The organism is Arthrobacter crusticola (genome assembly GCF_004357995.1).
Lineage (GTDB): Bacteria > Actinomycetota > Actinomycetes > Actinomycetales > Micrococcaceae > Arthrobacter_D > Arthrobacter_D crusticola.
The window spans coordinates 298,024-314,572 of record NZ_SMTK01000002.1; the positions used below are offsets into that span (position 1 = coordinate 298,024).

Genomic DNA, 16,549 nt, shown 5'->3' on the forward strand with positions numbered 1-16,549 from the left:
CGATGAGCGGCCCGTCTGCATGCAACTCCCGGCATCCGTTGCCCGCATCGCCGGTCTCGACTGCGCCCTGCCCCCGGCGAAGGCACTGCCCTCCATCCGGCAGCCCGGTGATCCCGGCGTCCTCGCCGGCTGGCTTTCCGACCGGATGGGAACCTCTGGACACGTCGTCGTCTCCCTCGAGGGCCTCGGGTTCGGCGGCCTGATCCCCTCGCGCATCGGAAGCGAATCGGTATCGGACGTCCTGAGACGGTGGTCGGCACTCGACCACCCGGGCGCGACGGTCTACGGCTTCTCCCTCGTCCCGCGCACCCCGGACTCCCTCGACGCCATGGAGGAACCCTCCTACTGGAACCCGCACGGCCCGGCGCTGCACCGGCTCTCGGGTGCCCTCGCGACGGGTGAGGGCGTCGACCAGGCGCGCGACGCGCTGCCTGAGGAGGTCCGCCGGGACTGGCTCGGACGCAGGATGCGCCAGCACACCCTGGCGCTCGCTGCCCTGGAACTCACCGGCCGCAGCGTCATCGACCACCTCGTCGTCGGCATCGACGACGCCTCGCAGCGCTCCCTCTCGGCCACCGACCAGGAAGCCCTCGAGGGCTGGGTGGAGCGGCTCGAACTCGGCGGCCGCGCACTCGTCCAGCCCGGCGCCGACGAGATCGGCGCCGTCCTCGTGGCCCGCGCCTGCCTCGACGTCCTCCGGGTCCGCGCCCCGCGCATCGGCGTGCTGTGCGCCGCCCGGAGACGCTTGAGCGGGTGGCGCCCTACGAATCGACAACGGTGCGCGAAACCATCCGTCGACAGATTGAATCCGCGGGCGCGGTGCCCGACTTCGGCGGCGGTGATGGCGGCCATAATCCCGGGGGATGGGACGCCGTGCTGGTGGTGCATGCCCCCGAGGCTCCCCGCACCCCGCACGCCGACTGGGCCGTCTCCCCGCAGGAGAGCAACGACACCGAGGCAGCCGCCGCCACCGCGCAGTTGGTGCTCGACGCCGCCGCCACCGGCGCGCCCGTCGTCGGGCTCGCGGACGTGCACCGCCCCAACGGCGCGGACCCGGCCCTCATCGCCGCCCTTGACGAGCGCGGGGCGTGGGGGAAGCTGAGCAGCTTCGCCGCCTGGAACACCGCGGGCAACACCGTGGGCACCGTCGCGGCGCAGCTCGTGGCGACCTGCGCCGGACGCGCGGCCGGCACGTACAACCCCGACGAAGCCCGCCTCGCCCTCGCCCGGAGGGTGGTGGAGGACTACGGCTGGATGTCGGTCGAGCGGGCCCGGGTGCGGGCCGAGCTCGGCTCGAATCCCGAGCTCCACGACACCGTCGAGCCCGCCGACACCCGCAATCCCGTCCTGCGCGTAGCGGAGGACCGCCTTAACGCCGTGCTGAAGCGGCCCGGGTTCGAGGGCATTTACCTGTCCGGCCTGACCCTGCCCTGGCACCGGACATTCGAGATTGACTTCACGCTGGGCTTCGGCCGATGACGCGCACCCGCCTCGCCGACGACGTCGCGGTCATCGGCGGGGGACTCGGCGGGATCGCCGCCGCCCTCGCCGCGGCCGACGCCGGCAGCTCAGTGGTGCTCACCGCCGCCGAGCCGATGATCGGCGGGCAGGTCACCTCGCAGCTCACCGCACCGCTCGATGAACACCCGCTCGTCGAATCCGCCGGCGTCACCGCAACCTACCGCCGCTTCCGGGACCTCGTCCGGGCGGCCTGCGGCGGCGCCGTCAACCCCGGTCAAGGCTGGGTCAGCAGGCTCTGCTTCGAACCGCTCGTCGGCCTGGACGTACTTGAGGAAATGCTCGAGGAGCACCTCGCTTCCGGGCGGATCCGGCTCTTCTCCGGGCATACGCCGGTGCGGGCAGTGCTGGGCGCCGGGTCCGATCCTCGAATCGAGGCGGTGGAGTTGGAGGGCCCCAACGGGTCGCACCTCGAGGTGTCCGCGGGGGTCTTTATCGACGCCACCGAAACCGGGGACCTGCTGCCCCTCACCCGCACCGCCTGGGTGATCGGCTCGGAAGGCACCGACGCCTACGGCGAACCCGACGCCGTCCCCGGGCCGGCCGACCCGCGCGCGGAGCAGTCCTTCACCTGGGTCGCCGCGCTGGTCCGCGAACCTGTTCCCCTCCCCGTAGGCCCGGCCCCCGAGGACTACGCCCGCCTACGCGATTCCCAGCCGTTCTCCCTCGACCTCGACGGCTGGGACGGTGTGACACACCGTTACCGGTTCTTCCGCGACGGCCCGGACGGAAAACCGCCCTTCTGGGAGTACCGCAGGATCCGTACCGCCGCCTCCGGCAAGCCCGAGGCGGCCGTGATCAACTGGGCCGGCAACGACTACAGCGCCCGCGGCCTGGTCGCGGATCCCGGACGCGCCACGCGGGAGGCACGGAACCTCACCCTGGCCTTCATCCACTGGCTGCGCACCGAGGTGCCCCGCGACCCCGAGGACGGGCCCGGCCCGCTCGGCACCGGCCGCGGCTACCCGGAACTGCGCCTCGCCCCCGAGCTGAGCGGCACCCCGGACGGGCTCGCGGCCGCCCCCTACGTCCGCGAGTCGCGGCGGCTGGCCAACCCCGATCCGGTCACCGAGCATGACCTGATGGCGGGCCCGGACGGGCTGGCCCGATCGTTCCCCGACTCCGTCGGGATCGCCTGGTACCACGCCGACCTGCACCCCCGGGTGGGTCACCCCAGCTCGGTGTTCAGCGAGACGGCGCCGTTCTTCATCCCCGCCCGCTCCCTGGTTCCCGCCGAGGGGGTCGGGCCCGCCAACCTCGTGATGGGCGCCAAGAACCTCGCCGCGACGCAGGTGGCCGCCGCGGCCTACCGGCTGCAGCCCGGCGAATGGGCGATCGGGGAGGCGGCCGGGGTGATCGCGGCGGTCAGTGCCGCAACGGCAGCCAGCGTGCGCGGGATCGTTCGAGACCCCGGCCGGCTCCGCGCGGTGCAGGACGCCCTCACCACCCGGGGCGCGCCGATCGCGTGGCCCGAGAACGCCGTCGCCCACCCAACCGACCTCCCAACGGCCCGCATACCTGCCGTCCCACCCCTCGTTCCCACCAGTACGGAGATCCCCAGTGCCTGAGCAGTTCCCCGCGGCAGCACCCCAGCCGGCAGGAATCCTCGACCGCCTCCGCGGCCACCTCATCGTGTCCTGCCAGGCCTACCCGGGCGAACCGCTGCGCGGCCCTGTCCACATGTCCGCCATGGCCCTGAGCGTGCTCGCCGGCGGAGCCGCCGCCGTCCGCCTCGAGGGGCCTGACGACGTCCGCGCCGTGCGTGCCGCAACGGACGCCCCGATCATCGGGCTCTGGAAGATCGGTGACACCGGCGTCTACATCACACCCACCCTCTCCGCGGCGGTCGAGGTGGCGCGGGCCGGCGCCGACATCGTGGCCCTCGACGGCACGGCCCGGCCCCGCCCGGACGGGCTCACTCTCGCCGAGACCATCCGCCGGCTCAAGGAGGCCTCCCCGGTGCTCGTCCTGGCCGATGTCTCCACCGTCGAGGAAGGCCTCGCCGCCGAGGCCGCCGGTGCCGACCTGGTCTCCACCACCCTCGCCGGCTACACCCCGTACAGCCGCCCCGGCCCCGGGCCGGACCTCGCCCTGGTCGCCGACCTCGCCGCCGTCCTCACCGTGCCCCTCCTCGCCGAAGGCCGCATCGCCACCCCCGACGACGCCGCCACCGCCCTCGAACTCGGCGCCGCCGCCGTCGTCGTCGGCTCCGCCATCACCCACCCGCAGTCGATTACCGCCCGTTTCGCCCGGCGCACCTCCGCCGTCGCCGCCACCACCGAGGAAGGCACCCGTGTCTGAACCCCAAGAGACCTGCCATGTGATCTCCCACGTCCACTGGGACCGCGAGTGGTACCGCACCTTCGACGGGTACCGGGGACGTCTCGTTGAACTGGTCGAGCGGGTGTGCGGTGCGCTCGATAAGGGCGAATACGCCTCCTTCCACCTCGACGGACAGACCGTCATCCTCGCCGACGTCCTGGAGATCCGCCCCGACCTCGAGGCGCGCCTCGCCGCGCACATCAGCTCCGGGCGGCTGACAGTCGGGCCTTGGCACGTGCTCGCCGACAACCAGCTCGTCTCCGCCGAGAACCTCGTCCGGAACCTCCTGCGCGCCCGCCGGTGGGGCACCCGGATGGGAAGGCTCTCTCCGGTGGGCTACTCACCCGACGCCTTCGGGCACCCGGCGGACCTGCCGCGGCTGCTCAACGGCTTCGGCATCGACACCGCCCTCGTCTGGCGCGGGGCGCCGCCGGAACACGCCCGGTTCCGCTGGATCTCCCCGGACGGGAGCGAGGTCTTCACGGTCAACCAGGGCTACCACCAGACCGAGACCCTCTGGGACGCTGGCACCAGCGACACCCAGCTGAAGCAGTTTGTCGACACCGAACGCAACCGGATGCCGGAGGGGCCGCTTCTGCTCCTTAACGGCGGAGACCACCTCGTGCCCCGTCCGCCGGCCGACCGGCAGGAGGCCGCCGCCGGGGCCGGCGTCGCCCTGGTCGAGACAACCCTTGAGGACTTCTTCGCCGGGGCCCGTGCCGCGGCGATCGACCTGCCCGAGGTCTCCGGCGAACTCCGCACCCTGGGCAATCGGCTCACCTTCCTGCTGCCCGGAACCCTCTCTGCGCGCACCTACGTCAAGTTGGCGAACCACCGGGTGCAGACGCTGCTCGAGCGCTTCGTCGAGCCGCAGCTGGCCCGGCACCGGCTGGCCGCATCCCTCGCCGTGGCCGGCACCCCCGCAGCGCCGGACTCCCACGCCGAACTGCTCGATGACGCGTGGGACCTCGTGATCAAGAACGCGCCCCACGACTCGATCTGCGGCTGCAGCACCGACGAGGTGCACCGCCAGACCACCGTGCGCGCCCAGCGCGCCACCGACACCGCGGACCTGCTGCTGCGCAGGCTCCTGCTGGCCGAAGGCGTCGACACCCGCCAGCACGGCGACCCGGCGCGCGAGAGCGCCGACGTCGTCGTACTCTCGGGCCACGGCACACCGGTGAGCGGTCCCGCCACCGTCGAGCTGGTGACCGAGGCCGGACGCGTGGTGACGGGCCTGCGGGACGCGGCGGGCCGGAGTATCCCGTTCGAGGTTTCCGCCACCCGGCGCGGGAAGGTCTTCGAGGCCGACCTCGACCTGCTCCCCGACAGCCGGGACACCGACACCCATACCCTCGCCTTCACGGCAGGGAACCTCCCCGCGTTCGGCTGGATGACGTTCACCGCCGAACTCGGCGAAGCCACCGCCGGGCCGGAGGTGCAGAAGAGCCGCGTCGTCGAGAGCGGACGCTTCCGCCTCGAGGTGCTCGACGACGCTTCCCTGCGCGTGCAGGACACGACCACCGGCGTCGTCCACGAGGGCGTCGGCCGCCTCGTCTCCTCCGGCGACCGCGGGGACACCTACAACTTCGACCCGGTCCCCGGCGATCTGCCCACCCTGCCCCGGGTCGTTGACGTCGAGGTCTCCCGCACCGAACTGCGCACGCGTCTGCGGATCAACGCCGTCCTGACCCTCCCCGAGGCTATTGGGGAGGACCGGGACAGCCGCAGCGCCTCTCCCATCGACTCGCCGCTGGACGTGACCGTCACCCACTGGGCCGACACTGATCGCCTCGAGTGGGCCATCACGCTGGACAACCGGGCACGCGATCACCGGCTGCGCTTTGAGACGCCGGTCGACGCCGACGCTGACGTGTGGACGGCGGACCAGCACTGGTCGACGATCGACCGGCCGATCGGCCCCGAACTCGGGCCGCTGCCGACCGAGGCCGCCCTCGAGGCCGCCCACCCGGTGGCCCCCGTGACCTCCTGGGCCTGCGTGGGCCGCGGCCCGGACGCGGTCGCCCTCCTGACCCGCGGGCTGCCCGAGGTCCAGGCCTTCCGGAACGGCGGCTCGGCGGTCCTCGCGGTGACCCTGCTGCGCGCCGTCGGCTGGCTCTCCCGCTTTGACCTGCGCACCCGCACCACCGGCGCCGGGCCGATGCTGCCGGTGCCCGAGGCGCAGTGCCTCGGGCCGATCACCGTGAACGTCGCCGTCGTGCTGGGGAAGGGCGTCCAACCGGAGAACCCCGCCTTCCTGGCCGCGGCGGCGCTCCACGCCGCTCCGCTGGCCGCCTTCGCCCTCCGCCCCGGGGTTCCGGCACCGTCGGGCCGTTCGGCACCCCGCACGGCGCCGGAGGTGACCGGCGCCCTCGTCTCGGCCTGGAAGCCCGCCGAGGAGGCCGGCGGCTCCGTGCTCCGGATCTCGAACCCCAGCGCGCTCCCGGCCTCCGCCACCGTCGCCGTCCCGGAGGGCGTCACCACCGTGCGCCAGGCCCGGATCGATGAAACTCCCGTGGAGGATCTGCCCCTGGGCGACCAGCTGCACCTTGAGCTTCCGCCCTATGGGCTGGTGACGCTTCTCCTGGGCTGACCGTCCCCATACGAAAAGCCGCGGCGAGCAGCCGCGGCTTTTCGGCGTGCCCGTAGGCGTTCCTGATAGGTACGGACCACTTAATCCGAAAAACACAAGACCCCTGTAATTAAAGGCTTCAATACGCTCAAACTGTCTTGACTTGTACGAACCACCACAACAAGATGGGATCGACCAAGGAGGTCCAATGCGAAGAAGCATCACCCACCAACGCCGGTGGCCGCTCGTTACAACCCTCAGCGCAGCCCTGCTCATCCCACTGGCTTCGGCCCCCGGCAGTGCCCTGGCCGCCCCGGCCGACGCACCGGCCGGGCCGCGTGCCGTCGCCGCCGACGGCACCGTGCAGGCCCTCGACGCCATCAACCCCTCAAGCCGCACCGCCGGCATGTTCGCCCTCTACACGCCGGAGTTCGGGCCCTCGACCAAGACCAACCAGTTCGGGGGAGAGGCGGTCCTGCAGGAGACTGCCACCGCAGGCACCTACAAGGTGCTCGATGTCTGCACCGTCTTCACCAGCTGCGCGAACAAGGGCAACAATGCGATCCCGCGTGACGGCGCCGTCCTCTCCGCCTCACCCGGCGGCACGCCGGACGTACGCACCTTCCTCCGGGACCACATCCACGTCGGAGAGCTCGTCAGCCTCGACGGCCTCACCGTGCGCTCCGTGAGCACCACCATCGACGCGACCGACCCCACCGCGGCGAGCTACCCCGGCGGCGTGGACCCCGCCTCCGGAAACTGCTACCCCGGCTGCCGCGGCGCCGAACAGCTCATCGTCTACACCGCGGCCTCCGGACGCCCCACCACGAAGACCAACGACTACGGTTACGAAGTGACTGTGGTGGACGGCCGCGTCGTCTCCCGCGGCGGCAACAACCGCGAGATCCCCGCCGACGGAATGGTCATCTCCGGCCACGGCGGACGCGGTGCCTGGCTCTCGAGCAATGCCATTCCCGGCGCGAAGGTCGCCATCGAAGGATCGACCCTGACGGTCACCATCGACGAGAGCACCTACATCTACGGCGCCGAACAGGCCCTGGTGCGTGCGGGCGACTCCCTCACGGCCGCCGGACAGAGCTGCCTCACCATCGACAACGAGGGGTCGGCCGCCGCTGCCGCTGAGGCCCGCTCGCTGCTCGACCAGGCGGCCAAGGCCTCGGAGGCGGGCGACGTCGACGGCTCGGTGGCGCTGGCCGAACGGGCCCGCGAAGCGGCCGAGCTGGCCTGGTACCGCACCGCGGAATCCCGCCCGGTCGAAGGCCGCGGCATGTGGGTCCGCCCGACGGAGACCACGCCCGCCCAGATCGCGAAGACGCTCGACGAGATCGACGCCGCAGGCGTCAACATGGTCTTCCTTGAGACGGTTTTCCAGGGCTACACCATCTACCCCAGTGCCGTCGCCAAGGACAACGGCATCGCGGCGCAGCGCCCGGAGATGGTCGGATTCGATCCGCTCCAGGTCTGGATCGACGAGGCACACGCCCGGGACATCGAACTGCACCCGTGGGTGCACACCTTCTTCGTCGGTGCGCAGTCAGTGAACGAGAACGGCGGCGCCGGTCCGATCCTCGAGGCGCACCCGGAGTGGGCCGCCGTCGAGCGCGAGGACGTCGGCAAGACCGGCCCACAGCCCTCCTCGCAGGAGGAAGGCTACTTCTTCGTGGATCCCGCCATGCCGGAGCCCCGGGCCTACATGAAGTCGATTTACGAGGAGATCCTGACGAAGTACGACGTCGAGGGCCTCCACCTCGACTACATCCGCTACCCGGTCTCGCAGCCCTGGCAGACGGCCTCCTTCTCCTACAGCGACTTCTCCCGTGAAGCCTTCGCTGCGGAGTTCGCCAAGGACCCGTACACGCTGACCCCCGCCGATCCGCTGTGGAAGTCGTGGGACGCCTGGCGCGAGGAGAACGTCACGTCATTCGTCTCCGAGGTCCGCGAGCTGCAGCAGAAGCTGGCACCCGAGACGCAGCTGTCCGCGGCGGTCTTCCCGGACCCGGCCGACGGCCTGGCCAAGAAGTTCCAGAACTGGGCCGACTGGGTGGATAAGGGCTATGTCGACGTCCTCACCGGAATGTCCTTCGGTACCTCCGCCTCATCCGTGGCACGGGATACCGAGCTGATGCGGAAGTCCGTCGGCGACGAGAATCTCCTCTACACCGCCACCTATGGTCCGTTCCGCGGATCGTCACCGGATGTGCTGGTGGACCAGACCCAGGCCGTCCGCGACGCGCACTCCGACGGCGCTGCGCTGTTCGCCTACAACCAGCTCTCCGCCCCGCAGGCGACGGCTCTGGAAGAGGGTGTGTTCCGCGTCGAGGCGACCACTCCGCACAGCGACCTGGTTGCGGCTTCCCGCGAGGCCGGCCGGTGGACCGCGGAGAACGTTTCGAAGGCGGCCGGCGCCTGCCTCCCGGAGAAGACGGCGACCAAGGTGCAGCGCGAACTTGACCGGGCCGACAGCTTCCTGGAGAAGGGAAAGCCGGCGGAGGCCGTCGAGGTCTACGCCAAGGCCGCGTCGCTGATCAGCGGATCCGCCGAGGTGCAGCCGGACTTCGCGGCCCGCATGCTGCGCGACCTCACCATGTACCAGCGGTGGAGCGGACAGGCCGCCGCCAAGTAAGCGGTAACTCCCTCAACAGCACGACGCCGGTCTGAAACCGACGGCGGAAACCGTAGGAGCGTCCCAGCCAGGGGCGCTCCTACGGTGGTTCCAGGGCTTGAATCAGGCTGCGCTCCGATCAAGCTCCGCTCGGAGCCGGCGCTTCACGCCGGCGAACGGGCGGTCGGGTGTGGCAGCCGCCCCGTTTCTTCCGCTGTGCGGGCACTACCGGAAGACCGCTTTTGAGATCCGGGCGCGGAAGAACTCGCCGTCACCATTTCCCCTTGAGGCTCCCCGCAACCAGCCGGCCCGAAGGATGGAGGGGAGGGTGATCCCATCGAACTCCGCCTCCGCTTCGATCGACACACCGAAGGGATACCGCCCCGGGGGAGAGCCTCCCGGGGTGCCCCACCGCAGCATCGACACCTCCGTCAGCGCCCCTGCCGGATCGACCTGGATCGTGACGTGCTCGGTTTCGCCGTTGATCACCCGCGTCATCACCGCAGTGTCGGGCGATGGGCCAGCGCTCCAGATTGCACTGTGGAATGCCGTGGGAACGAGGACCCCTTCGCTCGCCAGGCGGCCTCCTGCGCTACGGGTGACATCGACGCCGCGTGCGGTCACCACCGGAAGGATTCCGAGCAGCCGCCACCGCATCTGGCCGACGCCTTCGCTGAAGCGGTCATAGCCTCGAACCGGGAGACCTCCGACGCGTGCTTCGGCGGCCCAGATGAAGCCCTTCTGCGGAGCGACGATCTGGCGTGCCTGGAAGGGCCGCCACGAGGAGCCGAGTTTGATCTGCCCCGACATGGTGAGCTCCACCGAGGACCATAGCGGAGTGCCAGGCCGGAGCGAGTGCGCGAGCCACCGCTGCACCGCGTCCGGCAGTTCCGCCGTCAGGTGCGGCTCGTACAGGGGAGGATCAGGCTCTCCGGTGCGGAGGTAGGCCCATTCGTCCCGGAGCGCCGCCGGCCTCAATGCTGTCGTCATCGTTTCCCCCTCGCGCAGCTGGTTGTCCCCAGCCCGGCTACTACGCTTCCACCGGCCCGACACCCCGCACAGGGTCGAAGGACCTCCGTCGGGACTTCGCGGGATAGGCTCTTGTGGGCTTCGTGCGAGGTCCCGTATGCCATCAGCTCAAGGGGACGAGTGCACAACCTGAACTTCACGGCCATCGATTTTGAGACGGCCAACAGCAAGCGCGGATCGGTATGCGCCGTCGGGCTCACCAAGGTGCGGGCCGGGGCCGTCGCCGAGTCGCAGAGCTGGCTCATTCGGCCGCCCGCGGGAATCGACCACTTCGATGCGCGGAACATCTCCGTGCATGGGGTCCGTCCGAGGGATGTCATCGGCGCGGACTCCTGGGCGACCTCCCTGCAGCGGATCCTGGACTTCGCGGCGGGAGATGCCCTCGTTGCGCACAACGCGTCGTTCGACCGCTCCGTGTTTCGGAATGCCTGCCTGGAATCCAACCTTGAGGTGCCCGAGGTGGAGTTCCGCTGCTCGCTTGAGCTGGCGCGGCGCCGGCTGGACCTCGAGGTGAACCGGCTGCCGCAGGTCGCCGAGGCCCTCGGCTTGAGCAGCTTCCAACACCACGACGCCGGCAGCGACGCCGAGACCTGCGCGAACGCCGTGCTGGCCATCGCCCGCAGGGACGGACTCTCCACCCTTGAGCTGCTGTGGCCCGCCAAGCCCCCGAAGTCCTCCGGTTCGCACCGATACCGCAGCGAGCCCGCGCCGGCGGATCTTCCACAGCCCAATCCGCTGGCGGACCCCTCCCACCCGCTGTTTGGCCAAGTCATCGTCTTCACCGGGGAGCTCCTGACCCTCGGGCGGCCGGAGGCCATGGCGCAGAGCGCGCACTGCGGGGCGGTCAACGCCAAGAACATCACCAAGAAGACAACGATGCTCGTCATCGGGCGGCAGGATCCGAACAGCGCCCGCGTGGAAATCAGCACGGACAGCGGCAAGGAACGCAAGGCCCTGCAGTACATCGAGGCAGGCCAGGCGATCCAGGCCGTCAGCGAGAAGCAGCTGCTCGAATGGCTCGCACCTGCAGCCGGCGGTGTCGAGGATCTACTGGAGAGGGTGGCCCTTGCAGCGACCCCTGCCCTCGCGGCGCCCCCTGCCCTCGCGGCGCCCCGGGCAGGTGCCGCCGGTTCACCGCTGGAGTTTGTCGCAGCGGGCGTCCTGAGGCTTCTGGGAAGCATCCGCCGCTCGCGGTAGGTGGCCATAGGGGTTCCGGAGACGTCGGCACCCGCGGGTCTGCCTACCCCGTTGGGGGCGCCGGCGGGCGGCTTTCAATGCCGCCGGTCGTAGCGCCGCACGGCATTCTCGCGGGCATGGAGCAGCAGGGATCGTGTCTTCTCCGCCGTGGCCGTACCCGGGTTGAGGATGGACACCCAGGCCTGTGAACCGTAGACGGGATGGGGCAGGATGCGGTCCACCTCGGTAAAGTCGAATTCCGCAAGATGCTCGGCGTGCTGATCGGCCGGGTGGCCCACCAGGGCCTCGTACATCGACGATCCCACGAAAATATTGAGCCGAAAGATCCCTGGCCGGTCCAGGTCGGAGGCGGTGTCGAAGCCCGGGTAGTCGCTGACGACGATCGTCGCGAAGGGGTAGCGCCGGTACGTCGGAGCGTTGTCGTCGGGGTCATAGAAGATGAAGGTGTCGCCCCACGCGGCCTCCGGAGCGCCGGAGTCCTCCGTTGCGGTGTCCACCACGACGCCCGGCAGGTCCGAGACGAACGCGATGATCTCCTGCTCGTTCACCTGCCCAGTTTTTCAGGCAGTCAGCCAGGGGTAAAGGGCGTGGCCGTCGTGTCCCGCGCTGCCTATATTCCCGAGTCGTTGCGCGGATTGACCGTGATGATCGGCACCGGAAAGTGGGAGGCGCGGATGGGGTCGAGCATCGTGTCGGTGATGCCGGCAGTGAACTGATCAAGGTCGAAGACCTTGAAGAGTGCTTCCCTCCCAAACTTGGAACTGTCGGCCACGAAGAACGCTTCCTTCGCGATCGACCGCATGGTCCTCTTGAGCTCAATCTCGTAGCTGCTTGTGTTGAAGATTCCCTGTTCGTCAACCGTGTCGGCCCCGAAGATCGCGACGTCGACGCGCAGGTGCTCGATCTGCTGCACCGATGAGGGGCCCCACAGCGTGTAGACGTTGGGGAGCAGTTCACCCCCGATGAAGACAAGGTGGGCACTTTGCCGCTCCGCAATCTCAACGCCGATGCGCAGGTCGTTGGTGACGACGGTGAGCCGTGAGTGTTTGAGGTGCTTCGCCACTTCGAGGGTCGTCGATCCGCTGTCGAGCAGGATTGTCTGCCCATCGAGGACCTTGTCCGCCATGGCCTTTCCGATGGCCCGTTTCTCGCGCTTGTGAAGGGATTCCTTGATCGCCGACGGAGTGTCCAGATGCTTCATCGGATACGCCCCGCCGTGCGTGCGCTGCAGGAGCTCCATGCGTTCGAGCTTCTCGAACTCCCGGCGGATGGTCGATGGATTGACGTCCAGCCGCTGCGCGAGGCCTACGACCGATTGGAAGCCCTCCTCCTGCAGGATCTCAAGAATCATCGCTTGTCTGGTCATATGTCGGCTTTGGTCATCTGTCGTCCTCCTTGGCGGCAATGCAAGTATAGTACCGCGCGGAATGCGCGATATCGTGCAAATATCGCGCAGAGGCCTCCCTGAATCGTGCAAGGATTGAGCAAAATTCATTGACACCCGCGCAGACGCGACTTTAGAGTTCACCGCAGTTTCACTATCGGTGTCCCGCACGAGTGCAGCACGAGGCAGCACTGGCACCGTCACAAAGGAGTGGCAATGAAGCACGGAAATGCCGTCAAATTTCTTTCAGTGGGAGCTGCCGCCATGCTCCTTGCCTCCTGTGGCACCACCGGGGGCGGAGGCTCCGAAGGCGGAGGTTCGGGCGGAGGCGACGCTGGAGCCGCGGAGGATATGTCTATGGTGACCGTCGTCAAGATCACCGGCGTCGGCTGGTTCGACCGGATGGAGGAAGGCGTCACCAGCTTCGCCGACTCGACCGGCATCGACGCCCGGCAGGTCGGCGGCGATGACGCAAGTCCTGAGAAGCAGATCCAGATCATCCAGGACCTCATTCCGCAGAACCCGACCGCCATTACCGTGGTTCCCAACTCACCCGAGGGCCTTGAGAACGTCCTCGCGCAGGCACGGGAGCAGGGCATCGTGGTGGTCACCCACGAGGCCAGCGGCATCAAGAACGCGGACATCGACATCGAAGCGTTCGACAACAAGGCCTACGGCGCCCAGATCATGGACAACCTCGCGGAGTGCATGGGCGGTGAGGGTGAGTATGTCTCCTTCGTCGGCGGCCTCACGGCCAAGACCCACATGGACTGGGTCCAGGGCGCACTGGACCAGCAGGAGGCCGAATATCCGGACCTCACCCGTGTTGAAGACCCGATCGAAAGCAAGGAGGACGAGGGCGTCGCGTACTCGCGGGCCAAGGAGGTCCTGGCGAAGTACCCCGACATCAAGGGCTTCCAGGGTTCGGCCGGCACAGATGTCGCCGGTATCGCCCGCGCGGTGCAGGAGGCGGGCCGCGAAGATGACGTCTGCGTCATGGGAACCAGCATCCCGTCGGTGTCGCAGAAGTATCTTGAGGACGGCTCGATCGACAAAATCTTCTTCTGGGACCCCGCGCTGGCCGGCGAAGCCCAGCTGAAAATCGCGCAGCTGCTCGCTGAAGGCGAGACGGTCGGGGATGGCACGGACCTGGGAATCGAAGGCTACACCTCGCTTAAGAAGCTCGAGGGTTTCGACAACGTTGTCGTCGGCGATGCGGCGGTTGAGGTCGACGCCGAGAACGTCGGCGACTACGACTTCTAGACCGGTTCATCCCCGCACATCGGGGTCCGTGCGCTGCAGACGGGGCGCACGGACCCCGAACCGCCAAAGGACATCTTCATGACAAGCAGCAACCCGCCGACGGGGCAGCCCGGTGTGCCCGTCCTGGAAGTGCGCAATATATCCAAGAGCTACGGGGGAGCGAAGGCCCTTGAGGGGGTATCCCTCGCCCTTCAAGCCGGCCACGTCCACTGCCTCGCGGGTGAGAACGGATGCGGCAAGTCGACGTTGATCAAGATCATCAGCGGGGCCGAGCGTCCCGACGGCGGCGAAATTTTCATCGACGGCAAGCCCCACCCCTTCATGACGCCGTCACAGGCCATAAAGGAAGGAATCCAGGTCATCTACCAGGATTTCTCCCTGTTCCCGAACCTCACTGTGGCCGAGAATATCGTCCTCACCTCGGTCGTCGCGAAGCGGTCAAAGGTCTTTTCGGCCGGCAAGAACCGTCCGGCCGCCGAACGCATCGTCAAGGAGCTCGGGCTGACGCTCGACCTCGACAAGGACGTCGAACGGCTGTCCGTCGCGGACAAGCAGCTCACCGCCATCTGCCGGGCATTGGTCAGTGAGGCACGCGTCATCATCATGGATGAGCCCACGACGGCCCTCACCCACAGCGAGGTGGCCCGGCTTTTCGGCATTGTCCGCAAACTCCAGGACCGCGGGGTCGCCCTGGTCTTTGTGAGCCACAAGCTCGAAGAAGCGCTTCAGGTCTCGCAGGACCTGACAATCCTGAGGAACGGCATCCACGTTGTCTCAGGGCCCACCACCGGTTTCGACCGGCGGTCCCTCATCAAGCACATGACCGGGCGGGCCGTGAACGAGACCCGGCTCATCACGAGTCCCCAACTCGAAGAGCGACCCGTCCTCAGCGTTCGTTCGCTCTCGGTCTCGGGCGCCTTCCACGACGTGTCCTTCGACCTCCACCGGGGAGAGATCCTGGGGATCACCGGACTGCTCGGCTCCGGACGAAGCGAAATCGCTGAATCCCTGTTTGGAGTGCTTCCCGCCGATTCGGGAACCGTCGAGGTGGAGGGCAAGACTGTCCGCGTCCGCTCGATCGACGACGCCATCCGCGCCGGCATCGGCTACGTGCCCGAGGACCGGCTGACCCAGGGGCTCTTTCTGGAGAAGTCGATCGCGGACAACATCATCGCGGGGTCGGTCGATAAGCACCGCAGGGGACCGGTCCTCCTCGATTCGAAGAAGGTCTCGTCCTCCATCCGCCGGCTGTTCGATCAGCTGCGCATCAAAGCACCGAATGTGCTGGCCCCGGTCCGCAGCCTCTCGGGCGGCAACGCACAACGCGTCGTGCTGGCCAAGTGGCTCGCCAACCAGCCCAAGGTCCTGATGCTCAACGGTCCGACGGTCGGTGTCGATGTTGGATCGAAGGAAGAGATCCTCGCGGTGCTCAGGGAGCAGGCGGGAAACGGTATGGGCGTTCTGGTCATTTCGGACGACGTGCCCGAGCTCGTCACGGTGTGCAACCGGGTCCTCATCGTCCGGCAGGGCTCGGTGATTGACATCCTTGAAGGCGACGGCGTGAACGGTACAGCCATTGAGGAGCTGATGGCGGCATGAGCGAGACCCGCACGCTGCCCCGTGCCAGCGGCCTTGCCCGGTTCAAGGGCGCCAACAACGAGGGCGTCCTCGCCTTGGTGCTGGTCGTCCTCATTATCGGCATGACGATCATCAGCCCGTCGTTTTTCTCCGTCGGAACCTTCTTCGCCATCCTGCGCAGCTCGATCGTCCCTCTCGTGTTTGCGCTCGCGGTCCTCATCGTCATCATCAGCGGCGGTATCGATGTCTCCTTCGCGGCGATCGCGATCTTTGCCGCCTACACGGCGGTCAAACTTACCGGCAGCGGGAACTTCGACCCCGGGTTGATCGCCATCGTCCTCTTCGCATGCCTGATCGGGGCCCTGCTTGGACTGGTCAACGGCGCGGTGATTGCGAGATTCCGGCTTTCAACCCTCATCGTCACCCTCGGCACCCAAGGCATCTTCCGGGGCCTCCTGGTGGCTTACATCGGTTCCCGGTACATCGCGGACCTCCCCGGAAGCATGTCCGCGGTTTCGACGTCGAATCTCATCTCCCTGGAGGGCGGAGGGGCAAACGCCTACCTGCATGTCCTCGTGGTCCCGGTTGTCCTCCTGTGTGTCCTCATCGCCCTGATGCTGCGAAGGACAATGTTCGGCCGGGGAATCTACGCCCTGGGCGGTGACATGGAGGCAGCGCGCCGCGCCGGGTTCTCCGTGGTGCGGATCCAGATCGCCCTGTACGTCCTGGCTGGAGTGCTCGCCGCGCTGGCCGGCGTCTTCCACGTGATCCTCGGCCGCAACGCCAACCCGCAGGACCTCGTCGGGACCGAGCTGGACATCATCGCTGCCGTCGTTCTCGGCGGAGCCTCCATCTTCGGAGGACGCGGCTCGGTCCTCGGCACCGTGCTTGGTGTGCTGCTGGTGCAGCTGATCAACAACAGCCTCATCCTGGTCGGGGTTCCCACCGCCTGGCAGCGCACGGCGGTCGGCGTGCTGCTCGTGATCGGTGTGGGCATCCAGGCGATCTCCGCCAAGCGTGAGTCGAAACGGGTTCTCGTGAACGACGAGGTGAAGGAGTAGCC

The 16,549-nt window shown here is 68.5% G+C and carries 11 protein-coding genes and 1 pseudogene; 9 read left to right on the plus strand and 3 right to left on the minus strand.

The genetic code is table 11. From position 1 onward, the window contains the following. The first annotated feature begins 19 nt into the window (after positions 1–19). From E2F48_RS05365 to E2F48_RS05390, 5 genes and pseudogenes are all read left to right on the plus strand, one after another. A pseudogene (locus E2F48_RS05365) lies at positions 20–1,479 on the plus strand (DUF4127 family protein). After that, a complete protein-coding gene (locus tag E2F48_RS05375; RefSeq protein ID WP_133402980.1) occupies positions 1,476–3,086 on the plus strand; it encodes an FAD-dependent oxidoreductase in 1,611 nt (536 codons plus the stop codon). The pseudogene E2F48_RS05365 and the gene E2F48_RS05375 overlap by 4 nt, the downstream one beginning before the upstream one ends. Beyond that, complete coding sequence (locus E2F48_RS05380; protein WP_185149794.1) at positions 3,079–3,819, plus strand: N-acetylmannosamine-6-phosphate 2-epimerase; 741 nt, start codon at positions 3,079–3,081, stop codon at positions 3,817–3,819. The genes E2F48_RS05375 and E2F48_RS05380 overlap by 8 nt, the downstream gene beginning before the upstream one ends. Next, entirely contained in the window at positions 3,812–6,433 is a 2,622-nt protein-coding gene (locus tag E2F48_RS05385; protein ID WP_133402981.1) for a glycoside hydrolase family 38 N-terminal domain-containing protein, read from the plus strand. Before E2F48_RS05380 ends, E2F48_RS05385 begins: the two co-directional genes overlap by 8 nt. Before the next feature lie 187 nt (positions 6,434–6,620). Next, positions 6,621–9,056: a glycoside hydrolase family 10-like protein gene (locus E2F48_RS05390; RefSeq protein WP_133402982.1), complete on the plus strand. Its 2,436-nt coding sequence runs from the start codon at positions 6,621–6,623 to the stop codon at positions 9,054–9,056. Positions 9,057–9,260: 204 nt separating this feature from the next. Here E2F48_RS05390 and E2F48_RS05395 read toward each other — a convergent pair whose 3' ends face one another. Further along, positions 9,261–10,025, minus strand: a complete 765-nt coding sequence (locus E2F48_RS05395; protein WP_221411629.1) for a DUF6544 family protein — start codon at positions 10,023–10,025, stop codon at positions 9,261–9,263. 159 nt (positions 10,026–10,184) lie between these two features. On the opposite strand from E2F48_RS05395, the gene E2F48_RS05400 reads away from it, so the two are divergent. Then, a complete protein-coding gene (locus tag E2F48_RS05400) occupies positions 10,185–11,261 on the plus strand; it encodes an exonuclease domain-containing protein (RefSeq protein WP_165968698.1) in 1,077 nt (358 codons plus the stop codon). A gap of 74 nt (positions 11,262–11,335) precedes the next feature. Here the strand turns inward: E2F48_RS05400 and E2F48_RS05405 are convergent, their stop codons facing one another. Together E2F48_RS05405 and E2F48_RS05410 are read right to left on the minus strand one after the other, a co-directional pair. Continuing rightward, positions 11,336–11,809: a DUF6194 family protein gene (locus tag E2F48_RS05405; protein WP_133402985.1), complete on the minus strand. Its 474-nt coding sequence runs from the start codon at positions 11,807–11,809 to the stop codon at positions 11,336–11,338. A 62-nt stretch (positions 11,810–11,871) separates the two neighbouring features. Further along, complete coding sequence (locus E2F48_RS05410; RefSeq protein ID WP_133402986.1) at positions 11,872–12,627, minus strand: DeoR/GlpR family DNA-binding transcription regulator; 756 nt, start codon at positions 12,625–12,627, stop codon at positions 11,872–11,874. A 234-nt stretch (positions 12,628–12,861) separates the two neighbouring features. On the opposite strand from E2F48_RS05410, the gene E2F48_RS05415 reads away from it, so the two are divergent. The 3 genes from E2F48_RS05415 to E2F48_RS05425 all read left to right on the plus strand — a co-directional run bounded on the left by E2F48_RS05415 (position 12,862) and on the right by E2F48_RS05425 (position 16,547). Then, entirely contained in the window at positions 12,862–13,908 is a 1,047-nt protein-coding gene (locus E2F48_RS05415) for an autoinducer 2 ABC transporter substrate-binding protein (protein WP_133402987.1), read from the plus strand. 78 nt (positions 13,909–13,986) lie between these two features. Beyond that, positions 13,987–15,507 (plus strand): sugar ABC transporter ATP-binding protein, encoded by a 1,521-nt coding sequence (locus E2F48_RS05420; protein ID WP_133402988.1) that lies wholly within the window; start codon positions 13,987–13,989, stop codon positions 15,505–15,507. Beyond that, positions 15,504–16,547, plus strand: coding sequence for an ABC transporter permease (locus E2F48_RS05425; RefSeq protein WP_133402989.1), 1,044 nt, complete (start codon positions 15,504–15,506; stop codon positions 16,545–16,547). The genes E2F48_RS05420 and E2F48_RS05425 overlap by 4 nt, the downstream gene beginning before the upstream one ends. The last annotated feature ends 2 nt before the right edge of the window (positions 16,548–16,549 follow it).

Bases quoted from the DNA above. Each gene is read 5' to 3' on its own strand.
- E2F48_RS05375 (WP_133402980.1), top strand. From the start codon at position 1,476: ATGACGCGCACCCGCCTCGCCGACGACGTCGCGGTCATCGGCGGGGGA.
- E2F48_RS05390 (WP_133402982.1), top strand. From the start codon at position 6,621: ATGCGAAGAAGCATCACCCACCAACGCCGGTGGCCGCTCGTTACAACC.
- E2F48_RS05395 (WP_221411629.1), bottom strand. From the start codon at position 10,025: ATGACGACAGCATTGAGGCCGGCGGCGCTCCGGGACGAATGGGCCTAC.
- E2F48_RS05410 (WP_133402986.1), bottom strand. From the start codon at position 12,627: ATGACCAGACAAGCGATGATTCTTGAGATCCTGCAGGAGGAGGGCTTC.
- E2F48_RS05415 (WP_133402987.1), top strand. From the start codon at position 12,862: ATGAAGCACGGAAATGCCGTCAAATTTCTTTCAGTGGGAGCTGCCGCC.
- E2F48_RS05420 (WP_133402988.1), top strand. From the start codon at position 13,987: ATGACAAGCAGCAACCCGCCGACGGGGCAGCCCGGTGTGCCCGTCCTG.
- E2F48_RS05425 (WP_133402989.1), top strand. From the start codon at position 15,504: ATGAGCGAGACCCGCACGCTGCCCCGTGCCAGCGGCCTTGCCCGGTTC.